Origin of the sequence: Methylobacterium sp. PvP105, assembly GCF_017876975.1 — a bacterium.
Lineage (GTDB): Bacteria > Pseudomonadota > Alphaproteobacteria > Rhizobiales > Beijerinckiaceae > Methylobacterium > Methylobacterium radiotolerans.
The window spans coordinates 34,193-59,366 of record NZ_JAGIPA010000004.1 but is presented as its reverse complement, the minus strand read 5'-3'; the positions used below and the strand labels follow the sequence as shown (position 1 = coordinate 59,366).

Genomic DNA, 25,174 nt, shown 5'->3' with positions numbered 1-25,174 from the left:
TGACGGGTACGCGCGCGCGGCGCGAGGCGCGTTCGCCGATAATACCGTTCGCGCGCTCCATGCTGACACAAGGGTGTTCGCGGACTGGTGTCGAGCCAACCACCGTCAAAATATCCCAGCTTCATCTGAGACAGTTGTGGCTTTCATCGACGCGATGAGCCAGCTCAAAGCGCCGGCTACGGTGCGGCGCTATCGTTCGTCGATCGCTGCTCTTCATCGTGCCGCCGAGCTGCCGAACCCCTGCGAAGCGGAGGTCGTGCGCCTTGCTCTGAGGCGAATGAACCGAATGAGAGGCGTTCGGCAAAAGCAGGCGGAGCCTCTCAATCGGAGCGCGATAGAGCGCATGGTCGTAGCTGAAGCGCCAGACAGCTCCGATCTCCTCGGGCTTCGCGACGCGGCTCTGATCTCTGTGGCCTACGACACACTGCTACGACGCTCCGAACTCGTTGGCCTTCTCATTGAGGATCTGCAACGTGCCGACGATGGTGGCGGCACGATCCTGGTACGACGCTCTAAAGGCGACCAAGAAGCGGCAGGCACCATCAAATACTTGGCTCCGGATACGATGGCGCGCGTCGAAGCTTATTTAAACTTTGGGATGCTCGCCGGCGGACCGTTGTTTCGCGCAGTCGACAAAGGCGGCCGCCCAAGCCGTACGCCTCTCGAGGCTCAGGAGGTGCGACGGATATTCCGCAAGCTAGCCGAACTGGCCGACTTGCGACTTAGCCGACCTCCATCTGCGCACTCGACTCGGGTCGGCGCAGCTCAAGATATGCTTTCGGCTGGTCTTGAGCTCAGCGAAGTTATGCAAGCGGGAAGTTGGAAGTCAGTTGTCATGGTTGCACGATATGGTGAGCGGCTGCTAGCCAGAAGGGGCGCAGCAAGAAAGTTGGCGGCGCTTCAGAGTAGAGCTTGATCAGCTGCAATAGCCTGGGTTGCTCAAAGACGGGCGAATCCTGTATGCCGGAACGGGTTGCCGTCGACTTGGCTTCGCCCATCACGGCTATAGACAGCGCCCAGTTTTGCTGTTGAAAGCCCTAGAACGCTACGTCTGGCGCGGATTGAACACGCATAGATCAGCGCTATACTATAGCATTCGGCGATAGACTCTGGTTTATACGCTTGGTTGAGGTTCAGTCTGCCCGTAAATAGGAGAGCACCATGCCGCTGGACGACAACAAGGCAGTGGTCCGCCGCTTTAACGATGAGGTGATTGTCCGAGGCAATCGGGCAGCTTTCGACATGCTCGTAGACCCGAGCTTCGTCAACCGTTCCGCCGCACCAGGTGCACCGGACGGACCAGAAGGCCTTTGGGCTACCTTCGAGGAAATCCTCCGTCCGGCGATGTCAGCTCTTGAGGTCGTGATCCATGATCAGGTCGCCGAGGGAGACAAAGTTACTACGCGGAAAACAATTAGCGGAATACACAGCGGTTCGTTCTTTGGCATTGAGGCGACTGGACGTCCTATATCAATCGATGTCATTGATATTGTTCGCGTGATCGGTGGTCGCTATGTCGAACACTGGGGTATCAACACCCTGCAGGCAGAGCTTGGCAAATTGGCTCGCTGAAACGAGATTTTTGCCAAGCCCCAAATACTGTTCGAGTATCGTTTGATCGTCGAAACCAGCAGCGCCGCGTCGTTTTATTATGGATTGAGGCCGCTGCCCAAATGCACTGTGAGTACTCAGCTGAGGTGAAAGCGTCGGCCCTGTCCCAGCGGCTGCCTGTGTATTAATAGGGACGGCGAGTCAGCGCTCCGACCTCTGCTTAGCCGCGGCTATCAGTCCGTCGAGCCAATCCTGATGTCCGTTGATCATTGGGTTCGGCTTTGTCCTCGCGAGATCGCGCGCTGGCTGCCCTTTCTGAGTTTCCTGTGTAAGGACTCGAACTCGCCCCCCGGGCAGATTTTCGACGAGCCAGGCATGGTGGACATCCAACCGTGTTCCGCCCTCGCCCGCCCAGCCATGCCAAGCGAGCCGTCCCGGCTGGTTGCCCGCTGGGGACTGGTACTCCACGACCTGGGCCTCAACAGGGAAGCCAAACGTTTCGAAATAGAAGCACACCCCAAGTGCCAATGCAGGCCCCTTGCCGTCATGGAATCGAACGTTCGCTGAGTTTGCATAGTAAGTCGGCCATAACGAAGCCTCGCTTAGAAACGGCCACACAAGGGCTGCGCTTAGCCCGGACGCAATCACTTCATTAGAAGCAAAATTATCTGTGAATCCTGGAACGTAGTTCGCGGGCCATTCAATTTCGTGCATGATTTTCTCCAATTTGAAGTATGATTTCGCCTGAAACGCAGCGCGAACGTGTGATCTATCGCCTCAATGCGCCGAGGCGGCTATTGTTCATCTCTATGGTAGCTAGGTTGTCGTCCAGCGTGCTGGCCTACCAAGTTCTCTTCTGAAGAAGGCCGTTCAACTTCGCCCGGGTCAGCGTCCCGCGTTCCGGCTGACCGTCGAGCCAAGCCATGAACGCCTGCCGCACCGGCTCCGACCACTGGGCATCGATGTCGCCGGGGCCGAAGCGGCCTGACTTCAGCGACTCCTGACCGAAGCGGTCCTTGAGGCCGATGAATTCAGCGGTCTCGACCACCTTTTCGGCGAGATGGGCGGGGATGAACAGGACGCCGGTCTTCTCTGAGATCACGAGGTCGCCCGGCAGCACGACGGCACCGCCGATCCGGATGGGCGTATTGTGGCCCATCAACGTCATATCCATCAGGAACGATGGATGAAAATCGCGCACTAGGGCGTTGAAGCCCTTAATCGCCCTCAGGCCGCCGAGGTCGCGTACGGCGCCATCGATCACGACGCCGGTGCCGGTATGGGTGAAGATGGCGTTGCCGAGGTTGTCGCCAATGATTGTGCCGTCCTTGATCTTACCGAAGCCGTCGACGACCAGCACGTCGCCGCGCTGGAGATCTGCGATCGGCCAGGCGTTGGTATCGCCCGTCCTGCCTTGGGCGGCGCCGCGCGCCTTCACCTGCCGCTCCACGTCCGGACGCGAGGGCAGGAAGGCTGCCGTCACGGCGCGGCCTGTGACCGGAATGGCGTCGTCCACCTGCTTCCAGTTGCCCTCGAATTGGTTGCGGTAGCCTTCGTTCTGCAGGACCGTCCAGGCCTCCTCAATGCCGATCCTGGCAGCGCGCCGGATCAGGTCGTCGGAGACGCGGGGGCGCCCGTCTGGGAAGCGCTCGCCCTTCCACTCGGACGTCAGGAACAGCAGTTCGTCGCGCGGAATGGTCTGCGCGTCGGCAGGGCCGGTCAGCGTCAGGGTTAGAAGTGCTAGGACGAGAGCGCGCGTGCGCTTCTGGAGGAACATGGCCTTGCTCAGCCTTCGATCTTCTCGTGGACGTCGGCGACGCCCTTTTTCCAGTAGCCGCTCGCCTTCAGCCATGCGCTGGGGTGGCCGAGGGCTTCGACTTGCACGCGAATGGCGCGAGCGACGCCGGCCTCAGCGGCGGCCCAGACAAAGCCGTCGCCCGGTGGCAGTATGATCTTGGCGAGGGCGTCCAGAACGCGCGCCGGATCGTCGGCCTCTCCAAGCGGGCGATGCACCCAGATCGCGCGATGCGCAGCGGCGGTGTCGAAGCGCTGCTCCTCCGCCTGGCCGGCGATCGCCACGACAGTGGTGACCGGCACGCCCTGCGGCAGTTCCTCAAGCCGGCGGCCGATGGCCGGCAGGGCGGTCTCATCGCCGACGAGAAGCCACCAGTCGAAGTCGAAGGGCACGATCATTGAGCCGCGTGGACCGCCGATCTCGATGATGTCTCCCGGCTTCGTCCCCAGCGCCCAACGGGTTGCGGGGCCGGCCTCATGGAGGGCGAAGTCGAGCGAGAGCTCGCCAGCCTCGGAATCGAAGCGGCGTGGGGTGTAGTCCCGTCGCTCGCCGCCGCTGCCCGGCACGAACAGCTTCACGTGGTCGTCGGGCGACAGGCTTTTGAAGCCGGCTAGTTCAGGGCCTCCGAGGTGAATGCGCAGCATCCCAGGCGTGACCCGCTCGACTCGCTGCACCGTCAGACTGCGACGGTGCAGCTCATGGCGAACGCGGACGATCTCGTGCGGCATGGATCTCCTCCGTAAGGGTCCGAGGTCGGGATCACCCGAGAGCCGAAGCCCGCCGGTGCGTCGCGGCCTCCTGCCGGCCGGCGTAGCGTTCGAGCCAGTGGGCGTAGGGTGGCGGCAGCACCCATGCCGGCCGCTCTTCGCCGAGCTCGATCGCGGCGGCATAGGGATAGTGCGGGTTAGCGAGGTGAGCGCGACCGACCATCACGAGGTCGACCTGCTCCTGCTCGACAGTACGGTTCGCGACCGTGGGCGCGTCGATGCCCCAAGCCGAGGAGACCGGCAGGGCCGCCTCGCGACGGACCCGCTGAGCGATCGGCGCCAGGAAAGCCGGCCCCCACGGGATGCGGGCGTCGGGAGTCGAGAAGCCTATGCTGACGCTCATCATGTCGAGGCCCTCGGCCCGGAACTGCCGCGTGAGCGCGATGGCTTCGCCTAGGGTCTCCTCGTCCCGGCCGTCAAACTCGACCACACCAAAGCGGACGGTGAGCGGCAGGCGCTCAGGCCAGGCGGCGCGAACGGCGGCCAGGGTTTCGCGCAGGAAGCGGCCGCGGCCTGCGGCGTCGCCACCATACACATCGGTGCGCTCGTTGGCGCGGACCGAGAAGAAGCTCTGCGCGAGATAGCCGTGGGCGAAGTGCAACTCCAGCCACTCGTAGCCGGCGTCACAGGCGCGAACCGCGGCGGCGACGAAGTCGGCCTTGATCCGGCCGATGTCCTGCAGGGTCATCGTACCTGGCACCTTCGGCAGGTTGGCGCCAAACGCGAGGGCCGAGGGCGACAGGGTGTTCCATCCGCGCGGGTCTCCATCGGAAATGTGATTGTCGCCTTCCCACGGCCGGTTCGCGCTGGCCTTGCGGCCGGCGTGGGCAATCTGGATCCCCGGCACTGATCCGGCAGCCTTGATGGCAGCGGCGACGCGCGCCAAGCCCTCGACCTGCTCGTCCTGCCAAAGCCCCGTGCAGCCAGGGGTGATCCGCCCCTCCGGTGAGATGGCCGTGGCCTCGACGATGACGAGCCCGGCGCCTCCCCGGGCAATGCCGCTGTAGTGGGCGAGGTGCCAGTCGTTGATGAAGCCGTCGTTGGCACTGTACTGGCACATCGGCGGGACTGCGATACGGTTGCGCAGCGCGACGTCCTTTAGGGTGTAGGGCGTGAACAGGGCGGACATCTGCCTCTCTTGCGATCGGAAAATGAGGGCGCGAGCCGGCAGATGGCCCGCTCAGAGCGACTGGCTGCTTGGTGGCCGATTTCGTTGAAAAAGTCGGAGACCGCGCTTTGAGCGGCATCGAAGGCGGTGCCCGGGAAAAGATTTTTCTCTCGATAACGGTGTAATTCCATCCCGGTAGTGGGTTCTGAGCAATTCAATGGCACGTCCTTCTCCGGCCGCCGTCCTCTACGGCACTGCTTCGATCAGATCCCGAGTTTTTCAACGAAATCTGGCCTCAAGCGGCCGCAGGGCTGCCGTAGGCACCGGCGGAGTAGGTCAGCTCGTAGCTGTGGCTGTAGATCTCGAAGATGTTGCCGAACGGGTCTTCCACGTAGACCATCCGATAGGGCTTCTCGCCGGGGTAATATTCTCGCACAGGCATGCGCTGCTTGCCGCCAGCCGCGACGATTTTGGCGACGAGCCCTTCGACGTCGGGGTCCTGGACGCAGAAGTGGAACACGCCGGACTTCCGGTACTCGAAATTGTCCTCCCGCCGCTCCGCTCCGCGGAACTCGAAGATCTCAACGCCGACTCGGTCCCCCGTCGAGAGGTGGGCGATACGGAAAGAGCCCCAGCCTGCCCCGAATACGTCCGTGCACATTAGGCCGATGGCGCTTGTGTCCTCGCTGACCGTGGTGGGTGGCATGATTAGGTACCAGCCCATGACCTCCGTGTAGAACCGCACCGCCGCATCAAGGTCAGAAACCGAGAGGCCGATGTGGGAGAAGCTGCGGGGATAGGCGGCCATGCCTTCGACCTTCATGGGAGAGGGGATAGCATCGTAGCCATGCCTCGCTATAAGTTAAAGGCAGCGAACGTTATGGAATCGATCACATTTGCTTATGTTGAACGCACAGTGGGTACGCACCTTCGCGGTGCTGATTGACGCCGGCAGCTTTACGAAAGCGGCTGAGCGAATGGGCCTAACCCAGGCCGCGGTGAGCCAGCATGTCCGGCATCTTGAAGATGAGCTTGGCCCTCTTCTAATCCGTCGCCCACGCGCACTGGAGCTCACTCCCTCTGGATCGGCGCTGCTGGACTACTGTCGCGAGGTCGAACTGGCAGATCAGCGCATGCGTTCTCGCCTTTCCGACGCGGATGCCGCTACAGGCGAAGTCAGCCTGATCACGCCTGGGAGCATCGGGCTATTCCTCTATCCCAAGCTCCTTGACCTGCAGCAGGCACGCCCGGGAATAACCATCCGGCACCGTTTCGCTCCCGACAACGAGGTGCTCGACGCCGTGCTTCAGAACCGGTTCGAGGTCGGGCTAATCACCCTGAAGCCGGACGATCCACGGATCGTGGCAAGCCCCTTCGCCGAGGAGGCGCTCGAACTTATTGTGCCAGCAAGCGAGGAGGTGCAGCGCTGGACTGATCTAGAGCGGATTGGCTTCATCGACCATCCAGATGGGCTCGCTATGGCGACGCGTCTTCTAAGTCAGAATTTCCCCGGCCTTTGCAGCGGACAAAAATTGCCCGTGCACGGCTTCAGCAATCAAGTTGGATTGATTTTGGAGCCAGTTGCCCGCGGACTAGGGTCGACGGTGCTGCCCCGCTACGCGCGCCAAGCCTTCCGTTACCAGGAAGCAATCCGCGTCGTCGACTTGGATACACCAGTAGTGGACACGCTGTGGCTTATCCATCGGTCCGAATGGCCGCTGCGCGCGCGAACTGTTTGGATAATGGATCAACTTCGGAAGTGCGTGAGCGTTAGTGTCGCAATGGGCAGATCCTAAAAGCATTCATTCACATACGGCATTTTCCGAGTCCATTGCAGTCGAGTTTACTACAGATGCAGAATTGCAAGCATAACGAATGCAAATGCCAGCATGCAAAATCGAAAATATATTTGCTGATGATGGCCACCCAAGATCGCTGTCGACCAAATATCAACAAGTGATGGTTGTCAGAACCTAGAACAGCTCATTTTAGCGACTCTCATCCACTACAGGTCCAAAAAGCCACGCGCGCTCCACTCCGTGACGGTCTTCGAAGGCGCTGATCTGCTGCTCTCGAATGAGGGTTTCGCCTATATCGTCGATGCCATTCAAAAGCTTGTGCTTGCGTGTTGGATCAATTTCGAACTTGATGCCCTCACCATTGGGTGGGACTATGAGCTGTCCAGCCAGATCGATTCCGAAGCGTGCGTTCCCGCCCATTCGGGCGTCGTTCATCAGACGATCGCAGATCTCACGTTCTAGTGAAATTAGCAGGAGGCCGTTCTTGAAGCTGTTATTGTGAAAGATATCTGCAAAGCTGGGAGCGATGATGCAGCGGATCCCATAATCCCGGAGGGCCCAAGGGGCATGCTCGCGCGAAGACCCACATCCGAAGTTCTCGTAAGCGATCACGATCTCGGCGTCGCGGAACTGTGGTTGGTTCAGCACGAAGTCTGGCCGCTCCGACCCATCTGACTCAAATCGAAGGTCGGCGAACGCCGCCCTGCCAAGTCCGGAACGTTCCACGGTCTTCATGAAGCGAGCCGGCACAATCGTGTCGGTATCGACGTTAGCCATCGGGAATGGCGCGGCAATGCCCGCGAAGGCTGTGAAAGGCGTCATAGGGCCAAGTCTCGCACGTCGGCGATGTGGCCAAAGACGGCCGCTGCAGCTGCCATTGCAGGTGACATCAAGTGTGTCCGGCCGCCCTTACCCTGGCGACCTTCGAAGTTTCTGTTAGAAGTGGACGCGCAACGCTCGCCTGGTTCCAGGCGGTCTGGATTCATGCCGAGGCACATGGAGCAACCGGCCTCGCGCCACTCGAAGCCGGCCTCCTTTAGGAGGACGTCGAGACCCTCGCGTTCAGCCTGCGCCTTGACCGAGCTCGACCCAGGGACGACCAGGGCGCGAATCCCTTTCGCGACCTTACGGCCACGCGCAACGATGGCAGCGGCACGGATGTCCTCGATACGTCCGTTCGTGCAGGAGCCGATGAAGACCGCGTCGATCCGGAGGTCTGTGAGGCGCTGACCTGGTGTCAGGCCCATATATCGAACCATACGGCGCATCTGCTCTCGCCGCGCCACGTCGGTGACGTCTTCCGGATCCGGGATTATGCCCGTGACGGGCTCGGCATCCTCGGGAGACGTCCCCCATGTAACCATAGGTTCGATTGAGCCGCCATCCAGCACGACCTCCTTGTCGAACCGGGCATCCGGGTCAGTCCGGAGGGTTCGCCACCATTGGATCGCCTGTTCCAAGACGTCGCCGGAGGGCGCCATCGGACGACCTCGGACATAGTCGAACGTCTTATCGTCCGGGGCGACTAAGCCGGCCCTGGCGCCCGCCTCAATCGACATGTTGCACACCGTCATCCGGCCGGCCATGTCCAGGGCCTCGATGGCTTGGCCCGCGTACTCGATCACGTGGCCGGTTCCACCCGCCGTCCCAACCTTTCGGATGATGGCGAGCGCGATGTCCTTGGCTGTGCAGCCCGGACCGAGGCTGCCGGACACGGTCACGCGCATGTTCCTGGCAGGCTTCTGGAGGAGAGTTTGAGTCGCCAGGACGTGCTCGACCTCGGAAGTGCCGATACCAAAGGCGAGGGCACCGAGCGCGCCATGGGTGGAGGTATGGCTGTCGCCGCACACGATCGTCATACCGGGGAGAGAGAAGCCGAGTTCCGGCCCTATGACGTGGACTATGCCCTGTCGCCGATCATTCAGCGGGAGGTGGACTAGCCCGAACCCTCTGGCATTTTCGTCGAGCGTGGAGACCTGCAAGGCGCTGTCCGGATCCGCGATACGGTCGAGGCGGCTTGCATCCGTCGGCACGTTGTGGTCGGCAACCGAGATGGTGGCTGCGGGCCGGCGTACGCGGCGACCTGCAGCGCGCAGGCCCGCGAACGCCTGCGGGCTTGTTACCTCGTTGACGAGATGGCGGTCGATGTACAGCAGGGTCATGCCGTCCGGTAGGACCTCGACGACGTGCGCATCCCAGACCTTCTCGAACAAGGTACGTGGTCGGTCGGCCATGGCGTGTGAAGCTCCTTCCAGACCTTGGTCATTCGGCAGACCGGCGCGGAACGCCGCTCTGCTCAATCCTCGGACCGCACGATTACGCGGCGCGCATATAAGACACGTGCGCTGCAACGATTTTCCATACTCCTGACACCCGCACCCAGGTCTGGCTCTGACGGCCGATGCGCGCGTCGTTGGGGAGTTGGAACTCGACGTTGGCGACGGCAAAATCCGCGTCAAATGTCGATACCTCGGTCCGCAAGATAGCCCGCGGCTTCGGGCCAGAGGGACGGGCAGCGCGGAACGCGGCTATGGCCCGCGCCCCGTAGAGGTTCTCAGCTTCGCCGTAGCGGACAGTCCCAGGATCATCGAGGAACATCGCGTCGATCGCAGGAAGGTCGTTCGCCACAAGGGCCGCGTCGTAGGCCGACACTGCCGCGAGGACCTCCGCGATTACGGTTGGATCGTTGTGGCGCATGGTGAGGCCCTCAGGCGACGTCGCGGTCGAGCCATTCCAAGTGGCGGGCGACGGAGCGTTTCAGCACGTCCGCCGCATCGGACGGGACGACCTTGTCCCAGAAGGCTCCGTAAACGGCGTCGAACCGAAAGGGGGTGACCCGATTTGCTACGCGCTCGACGGCCTTCGCGCCTAGGGGAAGGAAGTTCGGGTAGCTCCGCATGAAAGCAAAGTGGCGGGCATCCGCCGTCACCTGGATCAAATCTCCGGTAAAGAGTGCCCCCTTGCCCTCGTGTGCCCCAGCCCAGTGGAGCACTGTTCCGCCTTCGAAATGGCCGCCGGTGCGCACGAGCGTGACCCCGTCAAGGATCTCGAGGGCGTCACCTGACCAGAAACGGACGGCCGGGTCCGGCCGCATGACCCACTCGCGGTCAGCTGCGTTCAGATGGATCGGGGCATCTCCGAACCGCCGGCTCCATTCCACCATAGTCGTGTAATAGTGCGGGTGCGAAATCGCGATGTGGTCGATCCCGCCAAGCGCCTCGATGATCTCAACCGCTGCATCGGACAGCAAGCTGACGCAATCCCAGAGGACGTTCCCGGCGGGAGTGCGCAAGAGGAGCGCGCGTTGGCCGATCGCGAAGTGCGGGGCTACGCCAATGCCGAGAACGGCGCCGTCGTGTCGAAAGGTGTTGGAGTGTGTCCGATTCAGGCGAGCGAATGTCGTCCACCCCTGGCCCGCGGCTGGGACGTACTGCCGCTCATCGAGACAGATCGGGCAGTCGTCGGGCGCCTTTTCAGACGGTGCGAATTGAGTGCCGCATGTGACGCAGATGAATTCCGTGCTCATGGTCTTTCCCAATTGGGGGAGTTCGGCTGGTGACATCCGGCCGCGGGGTGCTGGTGCGAAGGGCGCGCGGCTCGCGCACGCCATAAGGCGGCTCCACCTACCCTGCGCGAGCCGCGGCTGCCTCCGACAGCTCGATGCCGGTGTTGCGCATGATGAAGTCAGGACTGACCGGCGGAGCGTCCGGCGTATAGTTGGACCGTCGCCGCCCGTCGGCATCCATCTGGAAGTAGGAGCCGAGGTGAGCCGCCCACTCGACGGCGTCTTGGCCTGCAGCGCCGCGTTCAGCGTTGTAGCGAGCGGTCGCCTCCGCCACATTGTCGGTTCCTGCCAGGGCGTCGGCCAGTCCGGCAGCGTCGGCCGCTGCTTTACTCACCCCGGCTCCACAGTGCGGCCTAGCGACAAAGGCTGCGTCACCCGCGAGAACGATGCGACCTTGGGCGATGCACTGACTCTTCAGATCGTAGATCGGCTGTAGGAAGAGGCCATCCATGCGCCGCATGGTCTCGGCGAAGACCGGGGGAAGAAGCCGCGCGGCGTCCGCCTTCACCTGCTCGACAAGTTCCGGGCGGACGAGGTGGGGCGGAATTCCATTCGCATAGTGGGTTCCATCGCTGCTGGTCAACAAGTTGCGCAGCTCAGTGTCGGCCTCAGCGGGCCTATACCACATGACGTTGAACCGCCGCCGCCCCGTCTCTGTCGACCCGTCGGCGCCAGCGACCGGGTAGCCGACGGCTTCCTCTCCAGGGCAGAACCCGAAGTTGAAGGACGAGAAGGCGGTCTCCTTGAAGTCGACTGGAACGTCGGCCTCGTCGAGCATCCCCCGCCAAGCAACATATCCCGCGTAGGCCGGCTGCACATTCGGGAACAGGCAAGCCCGAACTGTTGAACGGATACCATCGGTACCAATCAAGAGATCGGCAGTTTCAGAGCTCCCATCATCAAACGTGACGGTTGCGGCGTCCGCCGTCTGCCCGACAGAAACGACGTTCCGACCTCCGTGGAAGCGTTCGTCCGGGAAGGCCGCGCGCAACAGCCCGTAAATAACGCCCCAAGACGTGGTGTGCTGCCCGTAGGCGTGTGTGCCGACAATCTCCCCGGCCTGGTCGTACATCACGCGCCGTTCGAACGAGATGCCGATCCCAGGCGGCACCGTCACGCCGGCGCGCCCGAGCGCGGCCATAAGCGCTCGCTGGGTCGCGATACCGGCGCCACGGCCCTGGAGGTCGCCTCCTGTCCGCTCGTATACGCGGACGTCCCACCCGGCTCTAAGGAGGATGTTGCCGGCGAGGAGGCCCCCCATGGAGCCTCCGACGACGATCGCGCTTTTCATATGTGCTCGTCCCATTAATCGAGAGTGGGCGGCAGCCAAGATGAGTCTTGGGGCGACCGCATCGTGCTTCCGTTGCAGCAGCTTAGGCCAGGCGCGCGGCCCGCTCGGCTGGTGCAACGGCCGCCACGACTTCATCGACAGACATCACGTCGCCGTACTTCAGCTGGATGTCGACCAGGCTCTGGTGGTGTGAGGCAGGCAGGCGGTCGAAGACGGCTTCCCGGGCGACGATGACGTGTAGGCCGAGCTGGCAGGCATCAACGGCAGTCGCTCGGACGCAGCCGCTCGTCGTACATCCGGTAAGGATCAGGGTGTCAACGCCGCGAGAAACTAGCCGTGACAGTAGGTCGGTTCCGAAAAAGCAACTGGCGTACTTTTTGACAATTAGATCGTCTGTCCCTTCGCGGCGTAACCGACCGTCGACTTCGCTGCCTCCAGTCGACGACAGCAGCGTCCGGAGCGCCGAAACCTTCCGTATCCACACGCCGGCGTCACTGAAATTCTCATCGTCGTAACGGATAGTGAAGAACATCACTGGGATCGACGCCGAGCGGGCCGCGTCAATCAAGCGGTTGGTCTCGGCGACTTCGGCATCGGCAGACGCCCCGAGGGGCGAGTTTGGGTTCGTGAAGGCTTCGATCACGTCGATGACGAGCAGTGCTGGGCTGCGGCCGAAACCGACGCTTTGCCCAAAGCCGCGGTCGGCTAGATCCGGGGGGACCATGTCCTGCATGGATTGTGCTCCTTCGTTCCAGGGGATGGCGTCCCGGGGACGCCGTTTGCCCGGGTGCCCATTTGTTAGGGCCCGGAAAGTGGTGTCTCGCTCAGGTGCGCCACCGCTCGGCACGGCGCTCAGCCGCGCGCACCGCCTCGTTGAAGCCTATCGCCACGAGAGAAACGAGGATGACGCCGGCGAGGAGCTGGTCGACCTGAAAGTTTTCACCCCACGAGGATAGCGATCGGCCGAATCCGCCCCTCGATGCATACATCTCCGCGACGAGAATGCCCGTGAAGCCGAAGATCATCGAGAGCCGGAGCCCCTCCAGGAGCACCGGCACCATGCTTGGAAGATAGACGTGGCGGACTGTCTGGACGAGACTCGCGTCGTAAGAGCGGGCGACGCGCAAATACTCTTCAGGAACGGACTCGACGGCGGCTATTGAAGTGACGACCATCAGGAAGACGATCGAAAACGTCCCGAACGCGATAGACTGCACCGGCCCAATACCGAGCGTCAATATGAATAGCGGGAGGAAGACAGATTTTGGTATGCTGAGCGGGAAGTAGAGAATCGGGCGCAGGACGTCCTTCCAGTAATCGCTAGCTGCAGTGGCGAAGCCAATTACTGCACCCAAGGGCACTGCTATAGCGGCTGAAGCCAGCACCGCAGATACTGTCCAGCCAAGATTAGACCAAGTGTCCGGCCGCTGAACCAGCTCAGCGAATGCCGCCGCTACCCGTCCCGGAGGTGGAAGGACGAACGGGCTTACAAAGCCTCCCGCCGTCAAGCCCCACCAGAGCACAACTAGCGCGCCCACGATGGCCAACTGCGCGATCACGTCGCCGACACGCATTTTCGTTCAAGCCTCAATTGTGTCTCTGGACGGCGGCGTTGTCCGCCGCTTAGCGGACTTCGCTGACCAATCAGCCTGCTGCGGCTGCGGCAGGCTGCTCGCCACTCACAGCAAGCTCGAGCGATTTCCAGGGCGCCCAACGCCGGCGGCAACCCGCGTCAAGGGTGCGCATCAAGATCTCGAACAAGACCACCAGCGCGATCACGCACAGAACGGAGAAGAATACCGCTGGCGCATCGAGCATCGTCCGGAACTGCGAGATCAGGTAACCGAGCCCTTCAGAAGACGTCAGCATTTCGGCAGCGATGACGCCCACGATCGCGAGGGCGCCCCCGAGACGGACTCCGGACACGATCGAAGGGATGGCGGCAGGCAGGACAATCCCGACCAGTTCCTGCAGCGAGGTTGCCCCTAGGCTGCGACCCACCAATCGAAGATTGCTGGGTATAGTTGAGACGCCGGCTGCGCTCGCTAGGAAAGTTGGCACGAAGCCGTAGAAGGAGCCGAAAGCGAGCTTGGACGCCGAACCGATTCCAAGCCAGACTGTGAACAGTGGGTAGAGTACCACCAGTGGGATCGCGTAAAGCATCGAGGCAAGGGGGACGATCGTCCTCGAAACCGTGCGAGACGCGCCAACGAGGGCACCAAGCACCAGGCCGAGGCTACACGAGATCACGACCGCGAGCGCCGATTCCCAAGCTGTGATGAGGAAATGCTCGAGGAACAGCCCGCGCGATTCGAAGCCAGCGGAGAGAGTCCGCGTCAGGCTGGGGAGGAGAATTTCCGGGATCCCGAAAACAACCGGAACCACTTGCCATAGGAGCAATATCGTCGCGACGATGCCCAAGCGCATGATGGAAGGGGACGGCCTCATGAGCGCTCCTCCGGATTACGGATCTGGCCCCAGATGCGGTCCCTGTAGGCGGCGAACGCGGGGGTCGAGATCATCGATAGGGTCCGCGGGCGCGGCAGATCGACGTCGATGCGGTCGATGACTTTTCCAGGGCGGCCGCTCATGACGACAACCTCGTCGGCAAGATAGACGGCCTCTGTGAGGCTATGGGTAACGAAGACGAGTGTCTTCCGAGTACGATCCCAAATGCGCAGGAGCTCGTCGCTCATCGTCAAGCGAGTCTGCTCGTCGAGCGCAGCGAAAGGCTCATCCATGAGCAGGATTGGCGGATCTTGAACGAGTCCTCGAGCGATCGAGGCGCGCTGCTTCATACCTCCAGACAATTCATGCGGATATTTGTCGCGAAAGCCGCCGAGCCCGACCCGGTCGAGCTCGGCCCTCGCCCGGTCCGACCGCTCCTCCTTCCGCACGCCGCGCAATTTCAAAGGGAACTCAACGTTCTGCTGTGCGGTCAGCCAAGGAAAGAGACTGGCTTCTTGAAACACAATCCCAACGCGCTGCGGGTCGGGCGTCACCAACGGCCGCCCGGCACAGGATATGTTGCCCTGGGTCGGGCGCCCGAGCCCTCCCAACATCATGAGCAGAGAGGACTTGCCGCACCCTGATGGTCCGACAAGCACAACGAATTTGCCGCTCTCGATTTTGAGGTCGATCGAATCGAGGGCAAGCATACCGCCGTATCGATGCGAAACACCCGATACAACGATTTCACCACGGCGTTCCTTAGCCAGGGCGGCCGGCGCCGCGTCGGCTACGGCCCCCATCGTCCGTGCGCTCATTGCGGCGGCCTTCGTCATGTCAGTTACTCCTTGCTCATGGTGTCGGTCGCCCATGAGGCTTCCGGAGAAATGATGGGCGACAGCGGTGCCCAGCTGCCGTCACGGCTTCGCTGGTTTGGCAACCAAAACGTCGGCGTGCGGCAAATCTGGCTCAGTCGGGCGAGCGAAGTCGATGTACTGATCGACCAGAGCGGGATCTAATTTATTTTCACGGGGGAGCTTGAGGATGGTGTTTTCGTATTCGAGTGCAGCTGTCTGCTTCGACACCGCCCCGTTGCGCATGATCAGTTCGATCGCGTAATCCCGGTCCCCCTGCAGGAGGACAACCGCCTCGAACAACGCGTCCACAGTTGAGCGGATTGCCGTGCTTCGGGCGGAAAGTATCTTCTCCGATGTGGTCCAGGTATCGATCGCAGCCTTCGGCATCTCTTTACTGAAATCGAGGAGCGATCGGATCTCACCGGAGGCGATTAGGTCGTAGGTCACCGGTGGGTAAAGCACCGTTGCGTCGATATTCCCTGAAAGGAGGTTCGGAGCTACCCCGCCTCCACCGAGCGCAACGAACTGCATTGCCGTCGCGGTTCGGGCTGCGGCCCAACGACCGAGTAGGTCCGACAGCGAGCCGGCGCTGTTCATTCCAACCCGCTTACCTGCCAGCTTCCGCGGATCGTCGACGGGCGATTTCGCCTTGACAACGAGGTGCCAGCCGAGGGGGGCATCGCTGCCGATGCCGACAACCAACGTCTTGACGCCGCGCTTGTAGGCTTGCGCGTTACTAGTTGGCGAATTCAGCGAAAGGTCCGCGGCATCGGCAACAACGGCCTGAAAACAGTCCGCACCGCTGCGGAATATGATTAGTTCCGAGTCGATGCCTTTCTTTTTGAAAAGACCCTTTTCCTGAGCAGCTGTCGCCACTGTAGTGGACCAATAGCCCTTGGTCGGAACCGCAATACGTATCTTCTCTGTAGCTTGGGCACTATGAGATGCTGCCACGCAGAAGCCCAAGGAGAGTGCCAGGGCTACGGGTCTAAGCAATGACCTCAGCATCTTAGTGGTTCCTCAGTTCGGTATCGAACGACGTCGCCTGTTCGTGCGGGTCGCGTGGTGTGTTGATTAGGATAATACTGCGAAACAGGCTCATCCCGGGCGGGCCGGTCTGCTGTCGCGGCACCTAGAGTGCGCCGATCCTCTTCAGGAGTTGAATGTCGGCGGGCGCTGGGCCACCGACGCTGGTCACTCCGCAGTCTGGATCGGCGCGTACCGCATGCTTTACACCCGGAGGCACGTGCACGACGCAGCCTGCGTGGAACCGAAGCTCTTTGCCCGCGTCATAGTCGTGAGCCGTCCCCGTACCCTCGAGTATGAAGATCGTGTCCTCGGAGGACTCATGCACATGGGGGACATTGGCCTCGCCGGGCTCCATGCGTACGTATCCAAGCGTGGCGTCCCAAGCTCCGACGCCAGGCCAGACGACGATGCGGGCATCCTTAGAGATCATTGGGAGACGCAGACTCGGCCCATCTCGGTGAAAGATCCTGATCGCCATCACGCCGTCTCCCCAGGGAACGCAATCAGCTTGTAAAGGTTGGGATCAGGTGGGCACGGCCCCCCGACTATGCTTAATCCATCAACGCCCGCGTCGAAATGATAGGTGTCGCCGGGACCGACGTGGACGATGGAGCCGCCGGTGAGCTCAAACCGTTCGCCGGTGCCGGCGTCGGTGACCGCTCCACCTCCATCGATCACGTAATATACGCTCTCGGATGGGTGCTGGAGAGGTATGGTGGCTGCGCCATCCTCAAGACGGAGGAGGTGAAGACTGCGATGCTGGGCGCCATTACCAGGCCAGCTCAGGATTTTAACTTCGCCTGCGCCGCGGACAATGCGCAACGTCGGATGCGTGTCGGAGCTGTCGAGCACGGTCACTACAAACGGGTCGCTAGACGAAGCTGCGTGTGTCTCGCGCTTGGCAGCGAGCTCTTCAACTGATGCAAGTTCCATTACTATCTTTCCCGGTTGGGACATCGGTACCTGCCAGGCGACAGGCGCGACCCGACCCTCAAAGGTCCAGTACGAGCCGCTCGCTCTTCGCGCGCGACACGCAGATCATGAGCACCCTATTGGTCGCCTGCTCCGCAGCGCTGAGCACCGAGTCTCGATGGTCGGGCTCCCCCTCCAGCACGCCGGTCTCGCAGGTCCCGCACGTGCCCTCTTCACATGAGCAGGGCACGATCAGCCCGGCCTCTTGGATTGTAGCGAGGATCGACTTGTCCGGCGGGACCTCCAGCGTCACACCTGATCTCCGCAGCTCAACGACGAAGGCACCAGCCTCGGTTGAGGCTGCCTTCGGCTTGAAGCGCTCGACGTGGAGCGTCCCTTCCGGTCGCCTGCCAGCGAGTGCCTCCACTGCCGCGACGAGCGCCTCCGGCCCACAGCAGTAAATCAAGGTCTCGCGATCTAGGCCCTCCAGTTGGGCAGCAAGATCGATCCGGCCCCGTTTGTCTTTAGGCACGACGTTGACCCGGTCACCGTAGCGCGAAAGGTCAGCTAGAAACGCCATCGAACCGAGCCGACGTCCTACGTACAGTAACCGCCAATCTACACCGGACCGTTCCGCCGCCGCTATCATCGGAACGATTGGAGTGATCCCAATCCCACCGGCAATGAATAACTGCCGATCGGATCGCACCCAGCCGAAGTTGTTCCGCGGCCCCTTAACATTGATTCTCTGGCCAACCGCGAGCTCTTCGTGGATGAACTGTGAGCCCCCTCGCCCAGCCTCTTCCCGCAAAACTGCAACACGGTAAATCCGGCGATCATTCGGATCGCCGCAGAGCGAGTATTGCCGGGTCAGGCCGTTAGGCAACTCAAGGTCAATATGTGCTCCGGCGGTCCATCCGGGTAGTTCCTGGCCGTCCGGCCGGCTTAAGGTGACGGCCACAACGGTCTCGGAGGCCGGGGTTTTCGCGACGACTTGGAGTTCGTCGCGGTGCTCCGTCACGATGGTTTTCATAGCTCCGACCCTACTGTTTCCGTGTCGCCCCGGCCCATTGCAGGCCGGGGCGTTTCATAGTCAGGCCGCGATCGAGTCCTTGGCTCCGTCGGGGTTCTTCATTGCCAATCCGGTCTCGCGCATGGTTTTACGGTAGTTCACCGCCACCTTGTCGAAGTCGAGATGAAGTTCGTCCGCGAGATCGAACGGCACGTGTTCAGGCCGCTGCGTTTCAACGATGAATTTATCCTGGTCGAAGATAACGTCGTTGAAGTCGACCATGACCTTCGGGTCCTGATCGTGGGCGTAGTTGCGAGCGGTGCGAATGAACCCCCGCGAGTGCTCACGATCGATCGGCTGCGAAGTAAAGATGTGCACCATCTGCTCGCGTCCGCCCCAGTTGTGGCGCAGGATGATAGTGTAAGGGACCTGCAGCTCATAGCGGGAATGTCGAATTGGGGCGTTGCGCTGGGCTTCGCCTCCAAAAACCGGGAAGTCATCCGTGTTGTTCACCTCGGGGCGATCATAGGTATAATGCAGCACATGCCCGCGAACTTCGACATTGTACTTGTCGACGACGACGCGGTCAGGGTCGCCGAGCAGGCCGGCGTGGACCCAAGGGAAGTGGCCGAAATCGGTAAAGTTTTCGACCTGACGCGACGAGTCCGCCTTCCAGGGGTATGGGCCGGCCGAGACTTTGTTGTACTCCTCGTCCTCCATCTCCGGGATTTCGGGCAGGGCCCAGCGCGGCTCGTCCATCGCCACCCATATGAGACCGTAGCGCTCTTGCGTGTTGTAGGCAGCCACGCGGGCCTTCGATGGCACGTTGCGGGGATTCTCGCGCTGCGGGATCAGAGTGCAGGCACCGTCCTTCCCGTAGCGCCAGCCGTGGTAGGGACACATGATTTCGTCACCGACGACCTTACCGATCGAGAGTGCGGTACCGCGGTGGATGCACAAGTCCGCCATGGCGTGGACTGCGCCCTTAGAGTCCCGCCAGACAACGATCTGCTCGTCCAGGAGACGGGTTGCGTAGGGCTTGTCGGTGACCTCGTTAGTGAAGGCCACCGGGTGCCAGCAGTGCCGAAGCGCCTTGAAATCGGGGATTGCCGCGGGTGCGTACATGTCCATTCCTCCGTGTTGTGCTCTCTTACCCAAGCGGGCCGACGCGCGATTATCCGCCGCATACCCGCATGGTCCCTCAGTTCCGTCGCTGAATAGAGTCCTGACGACGGGACGACCCCTTTGCTTCCGTCACTGGCGACGGAAGATCGAATTCCAGAGCGCCGCGAGCATCATGCGCGCCGCCGCAAAGGCGCCAAGCGGCCTTGTCGCTGACGTTGACGCTTCACCGCCTGTGATTGAGGCGCTTGCACGGGTCGCAAACTCTTCCATCAGCCGCATTGTAAATTCGCGGACGATTGAGGACCGCGAGAATTGGGCGAGGGGACCCTGGATGTCGAATGCAAGGGTTACAGTAAGCTCGGTTGAGCTGGGGCTAAGCGGCTTAAGCTTGAAGCTCAAGTCGCCTCTGACCTTGGACCTTGTGATTTTATCCTGTCCAGAGCCGGTGATGGCGCCGCTATGTGCCGCGTTGTCGAAGGCATAGGTTCCGCGACCACTAACCTTAGCTCGAATTGGGCCCAGAGCTACGGCCACCAACCCCTCAAATGTCGTGTCGTCGAATGACGTGAGTTCCGCACCCGGTACGCAGCCGGCAACGCGGTTCAGATCACGAAACAAAGCCCAAGTGTCATCTATTCCGGCATGAACGACGGCCGTCTGCGTGATGCTGGGACCGTCAGTCCCTCCTGATGTCTTGGACCGAACTTGGCCGGATTCGTCCTGTCGATTCGGCGTCGGCCCGAGCCGAGTGGGAGCGGATCCTAGGGCTTCGAGGCCGGCCTTCGGCGAAGTGGAGGGCACTACAGTTGCAACGGGTGCCAAGCGAGGGGGCTGAGGCTGCGTCTCAGCGGGTCGCGTGGCGCCGACAGAGCGGATGGCCCTCACGATGCCCACGTAACCCGTGCAGCGACACAGATTTCCGGCGAGTTCAGCCCTGGTGCGCTCCTCGCCAGGATCGCCCAACCGGAGAACGATATCTCTAGCTGTGACCAGCATTCCGGGCGTGCAATACCCGCACTGGAGTCCGTGCTCGCGGCTGAACGCTCGGCGCAAATCCGACATGACTGGATCGTCGTCGAATCCCTCGATGGTGATAATCTCGCGGCCATTCGCCTGCGCCGCAGACATGATGCAGGACCGCATGGGTTTGCCGTCTACCAACAGCGTGCATGCGCCGCAGACGCCGTGTTGACAGGACAGGTGAGTGCCCGTGAGGTTCAGCGACTCGCGCAGGAACTCACCGATACTCGTGCGCGGCTCCACGCGCCCGGTGCGGCGTTCCCCGTTTACGGTCAGTGCGATGTCAAGCATGACGGGCCTGGTCGATGGCGCGGGCGAGACAGTGGGTGAAGATCTGGCGATCAGGTCCGTCGAGATCGGGAGCCGCCTCTCCGACGCGATCCGTAAGGGCAGCAATCGAGGCGTCGAGGTCGTCGAGCGACTCGCCCTCCCGTGTTAGCGGTTGGGGCGGACCTCCGAGCGCTCCTAGGTAGATCCGACACCCATCTCTGTCTGGGTCAGAAATGATAGCTGCACTTGCCGATGGGAATTCGCCGACTTTGCGGCAAACCTTGGCGTATCCCCAACGGGAATGCTTGCCACTTTTCGGAAGATCCACGCTGACGATGATCTCCTCCGGCGCGAGCACTGTAGTGAACGTCGTAATCATCAAGTCAGCGCACGTTACTTTGCGCCGACCGCCGGGTCCCGCGACGTTGACGGTCGCCCCCATCGTGGTCAAAGCAAGGACCCAGTCGGCTGAGGGATCCGCGTGCGCTAACGAGCCACCGATCGTGCCTCGGTTGCGGATCGCGCGGTATGCAATCCGACGGGCGACGGACGCGAAAGGGCAGGTCCGACCAGCGACGGCAAGCGCGCCGTCTTCGATCTCCGCGTGAGTCGTCGCCGAGCCCACGCGCCAATGCGTCCCATGATCCTCAATTGCCCGGAGTTCGGGCATACGAGATATGTCGACAACAACGCGAGGTCGCGCGATCCGCAGGTTGAGCATCGGTCCAAGCGACTGTCCGCCCGCTATGACCTTACCTTCGCCGTCCGCGGCCTCGAGCGCCGCAATCGCGCTCGCAACATCCGCTGGCAGCACGTATTCGTAGGCAGCGGGCGTCATGCGAACTCCTTCGTTTGAGTTGGCACGTCGGCAGGGGCAGTCAGGTGCGGGTCATTGCCCGCAGCTCTCGCCTCCGCGAGGCGAGTGAGCAGCCTTCGCGGCGTTAGAGGCAGCTCGTTCATGACAACGCCAAACTCCTTGATCGCGTCGTTGACCGCGTTGAGGATGGCCGCCGGCGGTGGGATCGCGCCGCTTTCGCCTGCTCCTTTGATGCCGAACTCGGTCAGAGGCGATGGCGTCTCTATGTGCATAAGCTTGATCTGCGGCATCTCGGACGCGCCGGGGAGCATGTAATCGGCCAGGGTTGAGGCGAGCGGCTGCCCGTTCTGGTCGAACGTCATTTCTTCAAACAGTGCCGTACCGATGCCTTGGGCCGTTCCGCCGTAGGCCTGCCCCTCGACGATCAAAGGATTGACGATGCGTCCGCAATCCTCCACCACGACGTAGTCGAGGATTTTGACCTCGCCCAGGTCAAGGTCGACCTCCACCAGCGCGCCATGGCTGCCGTAGGCGAATTGGCCGGTGTCGGCCTTGGCCTTGAATCCCTCGGTCACTTCAATGCCGCCGGGGTCTACATCTTCGGGTAGACGCTGCGGCTGCCGGTACCACGTCACAGCAACCTCACGCATGGCGATGTCGCCGACGGGCCCCTGGAAGCGGTCGCCCACGAGGGTAACATCAACTGGCGCCGCCTGAAGGAGGTGCGCGGCAATCTTGGTCATTCGCTCCTTGAGCTTGGCGCAGGCTCGCGCAACGGCGCCGCCTGCCATTGTGATCGAGCGCGAAGCGTAGGTTCCGGTCGAGTAGGGCGTCAGGGCCGTGTCGCCGAGAACCACCGCGATGCGCGCCAGGGGGACGTGCAACACCTCGTGCGCGATCTGCGCTAGGGAGGTCTCCATTCCCTGCCCGTGGGAGTGCACACCTGCACGGATCTCAAGGCCCCCGTCGGGCGTGAAGCGGACAGTTGCCTGCTCGTAGCCCGGAATGAACGCGTAGCCGCCTGCAACGAAGGCTGCCGTCCCATGCCCAGTCATCTCTATATAGTTCGCGAACCCCACCCCGATGCGTTTGTTACTCTTAGAGTTGCTAGCCTGTTGGGCCCGAATTGCAGGCACGTCCAGTTGCTCTACCGCCATCTGAAGGCTTTTGCCGTAGTCGCCACTGTCGTAGACTCTTCCGGTGGGATTGGTAAACGGCATGGCTGCAGCCGAAACCAAGTTCTGAAGCCGCACCTCCCAGGGTTCGCGACCGATTTTCCGGGCTATCGCGTCGAGCGTCAGCTCCATCGCGAAGCAAATGTTGGTACGTGCCACACCCCGGTAGGGCAAAACAGGAGGCTTATTCGTCGCAACCGAATAGGTCTGGGCGCGATATGCTGAGAACTTGTAGGGTCCCGGAAAGTGGTTCCCCGCCATGGTACCTTCCAGTGCGGAGGTTGAAGGCCATACAGAATAGGCTCCTGCGTCAACGTGCACCTCGACATCGACCCCCAGCAGCATTCCGCGGCCGTCAGCGTAGGCAGTGACTTCGTAGTGATGATCGCGACAGTTGGCGCCCGCTATCAAGTGCTCCCGACGATCCTCAATCCACCGGAAAGGCTTCTTGTAGGTCATCGCTAGCCACGCGATTAGTAGCTGCTCTGACTCCAAGTTGCACTTGAGGCCGAAACCGCCGCCGACATCGGGCGCGACGACCCGAATGAACTCCTGCTCGAGCCCAAGAAATTCGGAAATCCCGAGCCTGATAAGGTGCGGCACCTGTGTCGAGGCGTAGACGACCAGTTGGTTTGCCCGGTCATCCCAGTACGCGAGCACAGCCCGCCCCTCCATAGGGTTCATGACTTGGCGGGCAGCCTTGAACTTCCCCGATACCTTCACCGTCGCCGCACGGGCGGCCTCGGCGATGCCCGTGTCGATGTGTGTGCTGACGAAGACATTGTCGTTCCAGTGCTCGTGGACTAGCACGGGAGACCCGTCTCGCGCCGCAACGCTGTCGACGACGGCCGGCAATTCCTCGAGGTCAAGCTCGACCTCCTCGGCTAAGTCTTCGGCGAGGGCTCGGGTGGCCCCTACGCACATGGCTACTGGCTCGCCGACGAATCGCACCTTGCCCTTCGCCAGCGGGGGGAACGCAGAGAGCTTGAACCCCGGTATTGCCAGCCGGCACTCGGGGGCCACCACGCCGTTAAGGTCTTCGGCGACAAAGACAGCCCCCTCGTTGCCCGCCGGCTTCGTGACGCTCAGGATGCGCCCGTGGGCGAGAGGACTACGCAGGAAGGCAACGTCGCGCATACCCGGGATCGCAATATCCCCGACGTATCGGCCGCGCCCTCTCATGAAGCGCGAGTCCTCCTTGCGTTCGACTCGCGCGCCGATGCCCTCTCCCTGCTTCGCTTCTAGCGCCATGTTGATCTCGTCCGTTGGCTTGCCCCACCGCCAGGCAGTCCATGGCGGCGGCCGTCCGGGCCGTCGCCAAGATACTTGGCACGCAAACTATATACGGTCAACAGGCCTAGCAAGCTCGGCTGGACAAATGCGTCGATGCACTGCAACAATTTTGCGCAGCGGTGATTGCTGGCGATACAAATGGTGTAATGGCTCAAGACAACTGATGAATACATGTGAACAATTTGCGCCCGAAAAAACGGCAGTCGAGACGATCGACGCCGCCTAATGAGTATAATTATAATTCTAAAGGCTTGTTGACGATGGCGTACCGCTATGAAATCTTATGCCGCCACCCGTCCGCTTCGGAATCTTGAGTGATGTTCCTGTTGCGAGATCCGCTGAGTCCCATCGAACTGATGCAGGCTGTCGGCGATGGCGGCATTGGCACCCGAAACGAGGGACGCCACGATCGAGGACCCGACAGATCGCCTTTCACACGTGTGAATGCAGATGGAATCCGAGTGTAACGGCCATGGTTTCCGCACGCTCTCTCGGCTACGTGGATCATTGCGGCAACGTGTGCGGCGCACGGCCGGCGCACGACATCGATCGTCGGCACCGCCTTCATGCGCGGAGAAGGTTCATGGAGCGAGTTTCGTCAATGAAGAGAAATACGCTGCTCAAACCCAAGACGGGTTCGAGGAACGTCGACGCCTATCTCTTCCGAGAGCAGGTCGGTTTTCTGCTCAGGGTCGCCTATCAGAGACACTCGGCGATATTTGCCGCGCGGATGACGGCGAACGTGACGCAAACACAGCTGGCGGCGCTGGTAGCGCTCTACAAACACGGTCCATGTGCGCACAACGAATTAGGACAGCTCATTTGTCTCGACGCCGCCACGATCAAGGGCGTCGTCGATCGTCTTCGAGATGGCGGGCTACTGGATATTCGAGTTAATGAGAGCGATCGCAGGTCGAGGACCGTCAGCTTGTCGCCACTTGGCCGGCAGACTGTCGAAATCGCGATTGAGGATGGGTTCCGCATTACGGAGGAGACGCTTGAGCCTCTGTCGCAAGACGAGCGGGGCGTCTTCCTGGATATGCTTCGCCGTCTCGGGTAACAGTCCTCTCCTGGTTCAACACCGTCAATCTACGTTTGTCGTGGTCATGGATCGGAATAAATGGCCCGTGTGTTCACCACTCGCGGAAGATTCGATTGCCCATTCCTATTAACCCGTGAGCGTTTCCCAATTGTCGGTCTGTTTGCGCCTCCCGTCTTGCCGAAGGTAGGCGCGGATAGGAGTCTGGGGTTGCTTCCATTAAGCCGAACCGGGTGAATGGCTCCCGCTCCGACCGCGGTCACCTGAGTGCCAGAGTGTGGTTACTGTTAAAGCAGCCACG

General features: G+C 61.6%; 25 protein-coding genes. 4 read left to right on the top strand and 21 right to left on the bottom strand.

Annotated features, from left to right (window positions below; all coding sequences use genetic code 11):
- Nucleotides 1–136 precede the first annotated feature (136 nt).
- Together J3A75_RS36790 and J3A75_RS32910 are read left to right on the top strand one after the other, a co-directional pair.
- Nucleotides 137–916, top strand: a complete 780-nt coding sequence (locus tag J3A75_RS36790; RefSeq protein WP_312892938.1) for a site-specific integrase — start codon at nucleotides 137–139, stop codon at nucleotides 914–916.
- A 245-nt stretch (nucleotides 917–1,161) separates the two neighbouring features.
- Nucleotides 1,162–1,572, top strand: a complete 411-nt coding sequence (locus J3A75_RS32910) for an ester cyclase (RefSeq protein WP_209651081.1) — start codon at nucleotides 1,162–1,164, stop codon at nucleotides 1,570–1,572.
- A gap of 820 nt (nucleotides 1,573–2,392) precedes the next feature.
- Here J3A75_RS32910 and J3A75_RS32905 read toward each other — a convergent pair.
- The 4 genes from J3A75_RS32905 to J3A75_RS32890 all read right to left on the bottom strand — a co-directional run bounded on the left by J3A75_RS32905 (nucleotide 2,393) and on the right by J3A75_RS32890 (nucleotide 6,029).
- A complete protein-coding gene (locus J3A75_RS32905; protein WP_209651080.1) occupies nucleotides 2,393–3,328 on the bottom strand; it encodes an RraA family protein in 936 nt (311 codons plus the stop codon).
- An 8-nt stretch (nucleotides 3,329–3,336) separates the two neighbouring features.
- The gene (locus J3A75_RS32900; protein ID WP_209651079.1) at nucleotides 3,337–4,074 is read right to left on the bottom strand and encodes a siderophore-interacting protein; all 738 of its coding nucleotides are present in this window, start codon (nucleotides 4,072–4,074) and stop codon (nucleotides 3,337–3,339) included.
- 31 nt (nucleotides 4,075–4,105) lie between these two features.
- Nucleotides 4,106–5,242, bottom strand: a complete 1,137-nt coding sequence (locus J3A75_RS32895; protein ID WP_209651078.1) for an NADH:flavin oxidoreductase/NADH oxidase — start codon at nucleotides 5,240–5,242, stop codon at nucleotides 4,106–4,108.
- A 274-nt stretch (nucleotides 5,243–5,516) separates the two neighbouring features.
- On the bottom strand, nucleotides 5,517–6,029 hold the full coding sequence (locus J3A75_RS32890) for a lactoylglutathione lyase family protein (RefSeq protein ID WP_209651077.1): 513 nt from the start codon (nucleotides 6,027–6,029) through the stop codon (nucleotides 5,517–5,519).
- A gap of 94 nt (nucleotides 6,030–6,123) precedes the next feature.
- On the opposite strand from J3A75_RS32890, the gene J3A75_RS32885 reads away from it, so the two are divergent.
- Nucleotides 6,124–7,017 carry a LysR family transcriptional regulator gene (locus J3A75_RS32885; RefSeq protein WP_209651076.1) on the top strand — a complete coding sequence of 298 codons (894 nt, stop codon included), beginning with the start codon at nucleotides 6,124–6,126 and terminating at the stop codon, nucleotides 7,015–7,017.
- Between the two features lie 192 nt (nucleotides 7,018–7,209).
- Here J3A75_RS32885 and leuD read toward each other — a convergent pair whose 3' ends face one another.
- The 17 genes from leuD to J3A75_RS32800 all read right to left on the bottom strand — a co-directional run bounded on the left by leuD (nucleotide 7,210) and on the right by J3A75_RS32800 (nucleotide 23,792).
- Nucleotides 7,210–7,842: a 3-isopropylmalate dehydratase small subunit gene (gene leuD, locus J3A75_RS32880; RefSeq protein WP_209651075.1), complete on the bottom strand. Its 633-nt coding sequence runs from the start codon at nucleotides 7,840–7,842 to the stop codon at nucleotides 7,210–7,212.
- Nucleotides 7,839–9,254, bottom strand: a complete 1,416-nt coding sequence (gene leuC / locus J3A75_RS32875; protein ID WP_209651074.1) for a 3-isopropylmalate dehydratase large subunit — start codon at nucleotides 9,252–9,254, stop codon at nucleotides 7,839–7,841. The genes leuD and leuC overlap by 4 nt, the downstream gene beginning before the upstream one ends.
- Nucleotides 9,255–9,336: 82 nt before the next feature.
- Nucleotides 9,337–9,717: an oxalurate catabolism protein HpxZ gene (gene hpxZ, locus J3A75_RS32870; protein WP_209651073.1), complete on the bottom strand. Its 381-nt coding sequence runs from the start codon at nucleotides 9,715–9,717 to the stop codon at nucleotides 9,337–9,339.
- Between the two features lie 10 nt (nucleotides 9,718–9,727).
- Entirely contained in the window at nucleotides 9,728–10,546 is an 819-nt protein-coding gene (locus tag J3A75_RS32865; RefSeq protein WP_209651072.1) for an MBL fold metallo-hydrolase, read from the bottom strand.
- Nucleotides 10,547–10,643: 97 nt separating this feature from the next.
- Nucleotides 10,644–11,876 (bottom strand): FAD-dependent monooxygenase, encoded by a 1,233-nt coding sequence (locus J3A75_RS32860; protein WP_209651071.1) that lies wholly within the window; start codon nucleotides 11,874–11,876, stop codon nucleotides 10,644–10,646.
- An 82-nt stretch (nucleotides 11,877–11,958) separates the two neighbouring features.
- Complete coding sequence (locus tag J3A75_RS32855; protein WP_245364992.1) at nucleotides 11,959–12,609, bottom strand: isochorismatase family protein; 651 nt, start codon at nucleotides 12,607–12,609, stop codon at nucleotides 11,959–11,961.
- Between the two features lie 91 nt (nucleotides 12,610–12,700).
- Nucleotides 12,701–13,450: an ABC transporter permease gene (locus tag J3A75_RS32850; protein ID WP_209651070.1), complete on the bottom strand. Its 750-nt coding sequence runs from the start codon at nucleotides 13,448–13,450 to the stop codon at nucleotides 12,701–12,703.
- A gap of 70 nt (nucleotides 13,451–13,520) precedes the next feature.
- Nucleotides 13,521–14,324: an ABC transporter permease gene (locus tag J3A75_RS32845; protein ID WP_209651069.1), complete on the bottom strand. Its 804-nt coding sequence runs from the start codon at nucleotides 14,322–14,324 to the stop codon at nucleotides 13,521–13,523.
- Entirely contained in the window at nucleotides 14,321–15,160 is an 840-nt protein-coding gene (locus tag J3A75_RS32840) for an ABC transporter ATP-binding protein (protein ID WP_245364991.1), read from the bottom strand. The genes J3A75_RS32845 and J3A75_RS32840 overlap by 4 nt, the downstream gene beginning before the upstream one ends.
- 81 nt (nucleotides 15,161–15,241) lie before the next feature.
- The gene (locus J3A75_RS32835; RefSeq protein ID WP_209651068.1) at nucleotides 15,242–16,057 is read right to left on the bottom strand and encodes an ABC transporter substrate-binding protein; all 816 of its coding nucleotides are present in this window, start codon (nucleotides 16,055–16,057) and stop codon (nucleotides 15,242–15,244) included.
- 256 nt (nucleotides 16,058–16,313) lie between these two features.
- Entirely contained in the window at nucleotides 16,314–16,565 is a 252-nt protein-coding gene (locus J3A75_RS37440; protein ID WP_354405268.1) for a cupin domain-containing protein, read from the bottom strand.
- A 122-nt stretch (nucleotides 16,566–16,687) separates the two neighbouring features.
- Nucleotides 16,688–17,167, bottom strand: a complete 480-nt coding sequence (locus J3A75_RS32825) for a hypothetical protein (protein WP_209651066.1) — start codon at nucleotides 17,165–17,167, stop codon at nucleotides 16,688–16,690.
- A gap of 34 nt (nucleotides 17,168–17,201) precedes the next feature.
- Nucleotides 17,202–18,155 (bottom strand): PDR/VanB family oxidoreductase, encoded by a 954-nt coding sequence (locus J3A75_RS32820; RefSeq protein ID WP_209651065.1) that lies wholly within the window; start codon nucleotides 18,153–18,155, stop codon nucleotides 17,202–17,204.
- 60 nt (nucleotides 18,156–18,215) lie between these two features.
- A complete protein-coding gene (locus J3A75_RS32815) occupies nucleotides 18,216–19,259 on the bottom strand; it encodes an aromatic ring-hydroxylating dioxygenase subunit alpha (protein ID WP_209651064.1) in 1,044 nt (347 codons plus the stop codon).
- A gap of 129 nt (nucleotides 19,260–19,388) precedes the next feature.
- On the bottom strand, nucleotides 19,389–20,570 hold the full coding sequence (locus tag J3A75_RS32810) for a 2Fe-2S iron-sulfur cluster-binding protein (protein WP_209651063.1): 1,182 nt from the start codon (nucleotides 20,568–20,570) through the stop codon (nucleotides 19,389–19,391).
- The gene (locus tag J3A75_RS32805) at nucleotides 20,563–21,387 is read right to left on the bottom strand and encodes an FAD binding domain-containing protein (RefSeq protein WP_209651062.1); all 825 of its coding nucleotides are present in this window, start codon (nucleotides 21,385–21,387) and stop codon (nucleotides 20,563–20,565) included. The genes J3A75_RS32810 and J3A75_RS32805 overlap by 8 nt, the downstream gene beginning before the upstream one ends.
- A complete protein-coding gene (locus J3A75_RS32800) occupies nucleotides 21,384–23,792 on the bottom strand; it encodes a xanthine dehydrogenase family protein molybdopterin-binding subunit (RefSeq protein WP_209651061.1) in 2,409 nt (802 codons plus the stop codon). Before J3A75_RS32800 ends, J3A75_RS32805 begins: the two co-directional genes overlap by 4 nt.
- A gap of 625 nt (nucleotides 23,793–24,417) precedes the next feature.
- On the opposite strand from J3A75_RS32800, the gene J3A75_RS32795 reads away from it, so the two are divergent.
- Nucleotides 24,418–24,894: a MarR family winged helix-turn-helix transcriptional regulator gene (locus J3A75_RS32795; protein WP_245364990.1), complete on the top strand. Its 477-nt coding sequence runs from the start codon at nucleotides 24,418–24,420 to the stop codon at nucleotides 24,892–24,894.
- Nucleotides 24,895–25,174: the final 280 nt, after the last annotated feature.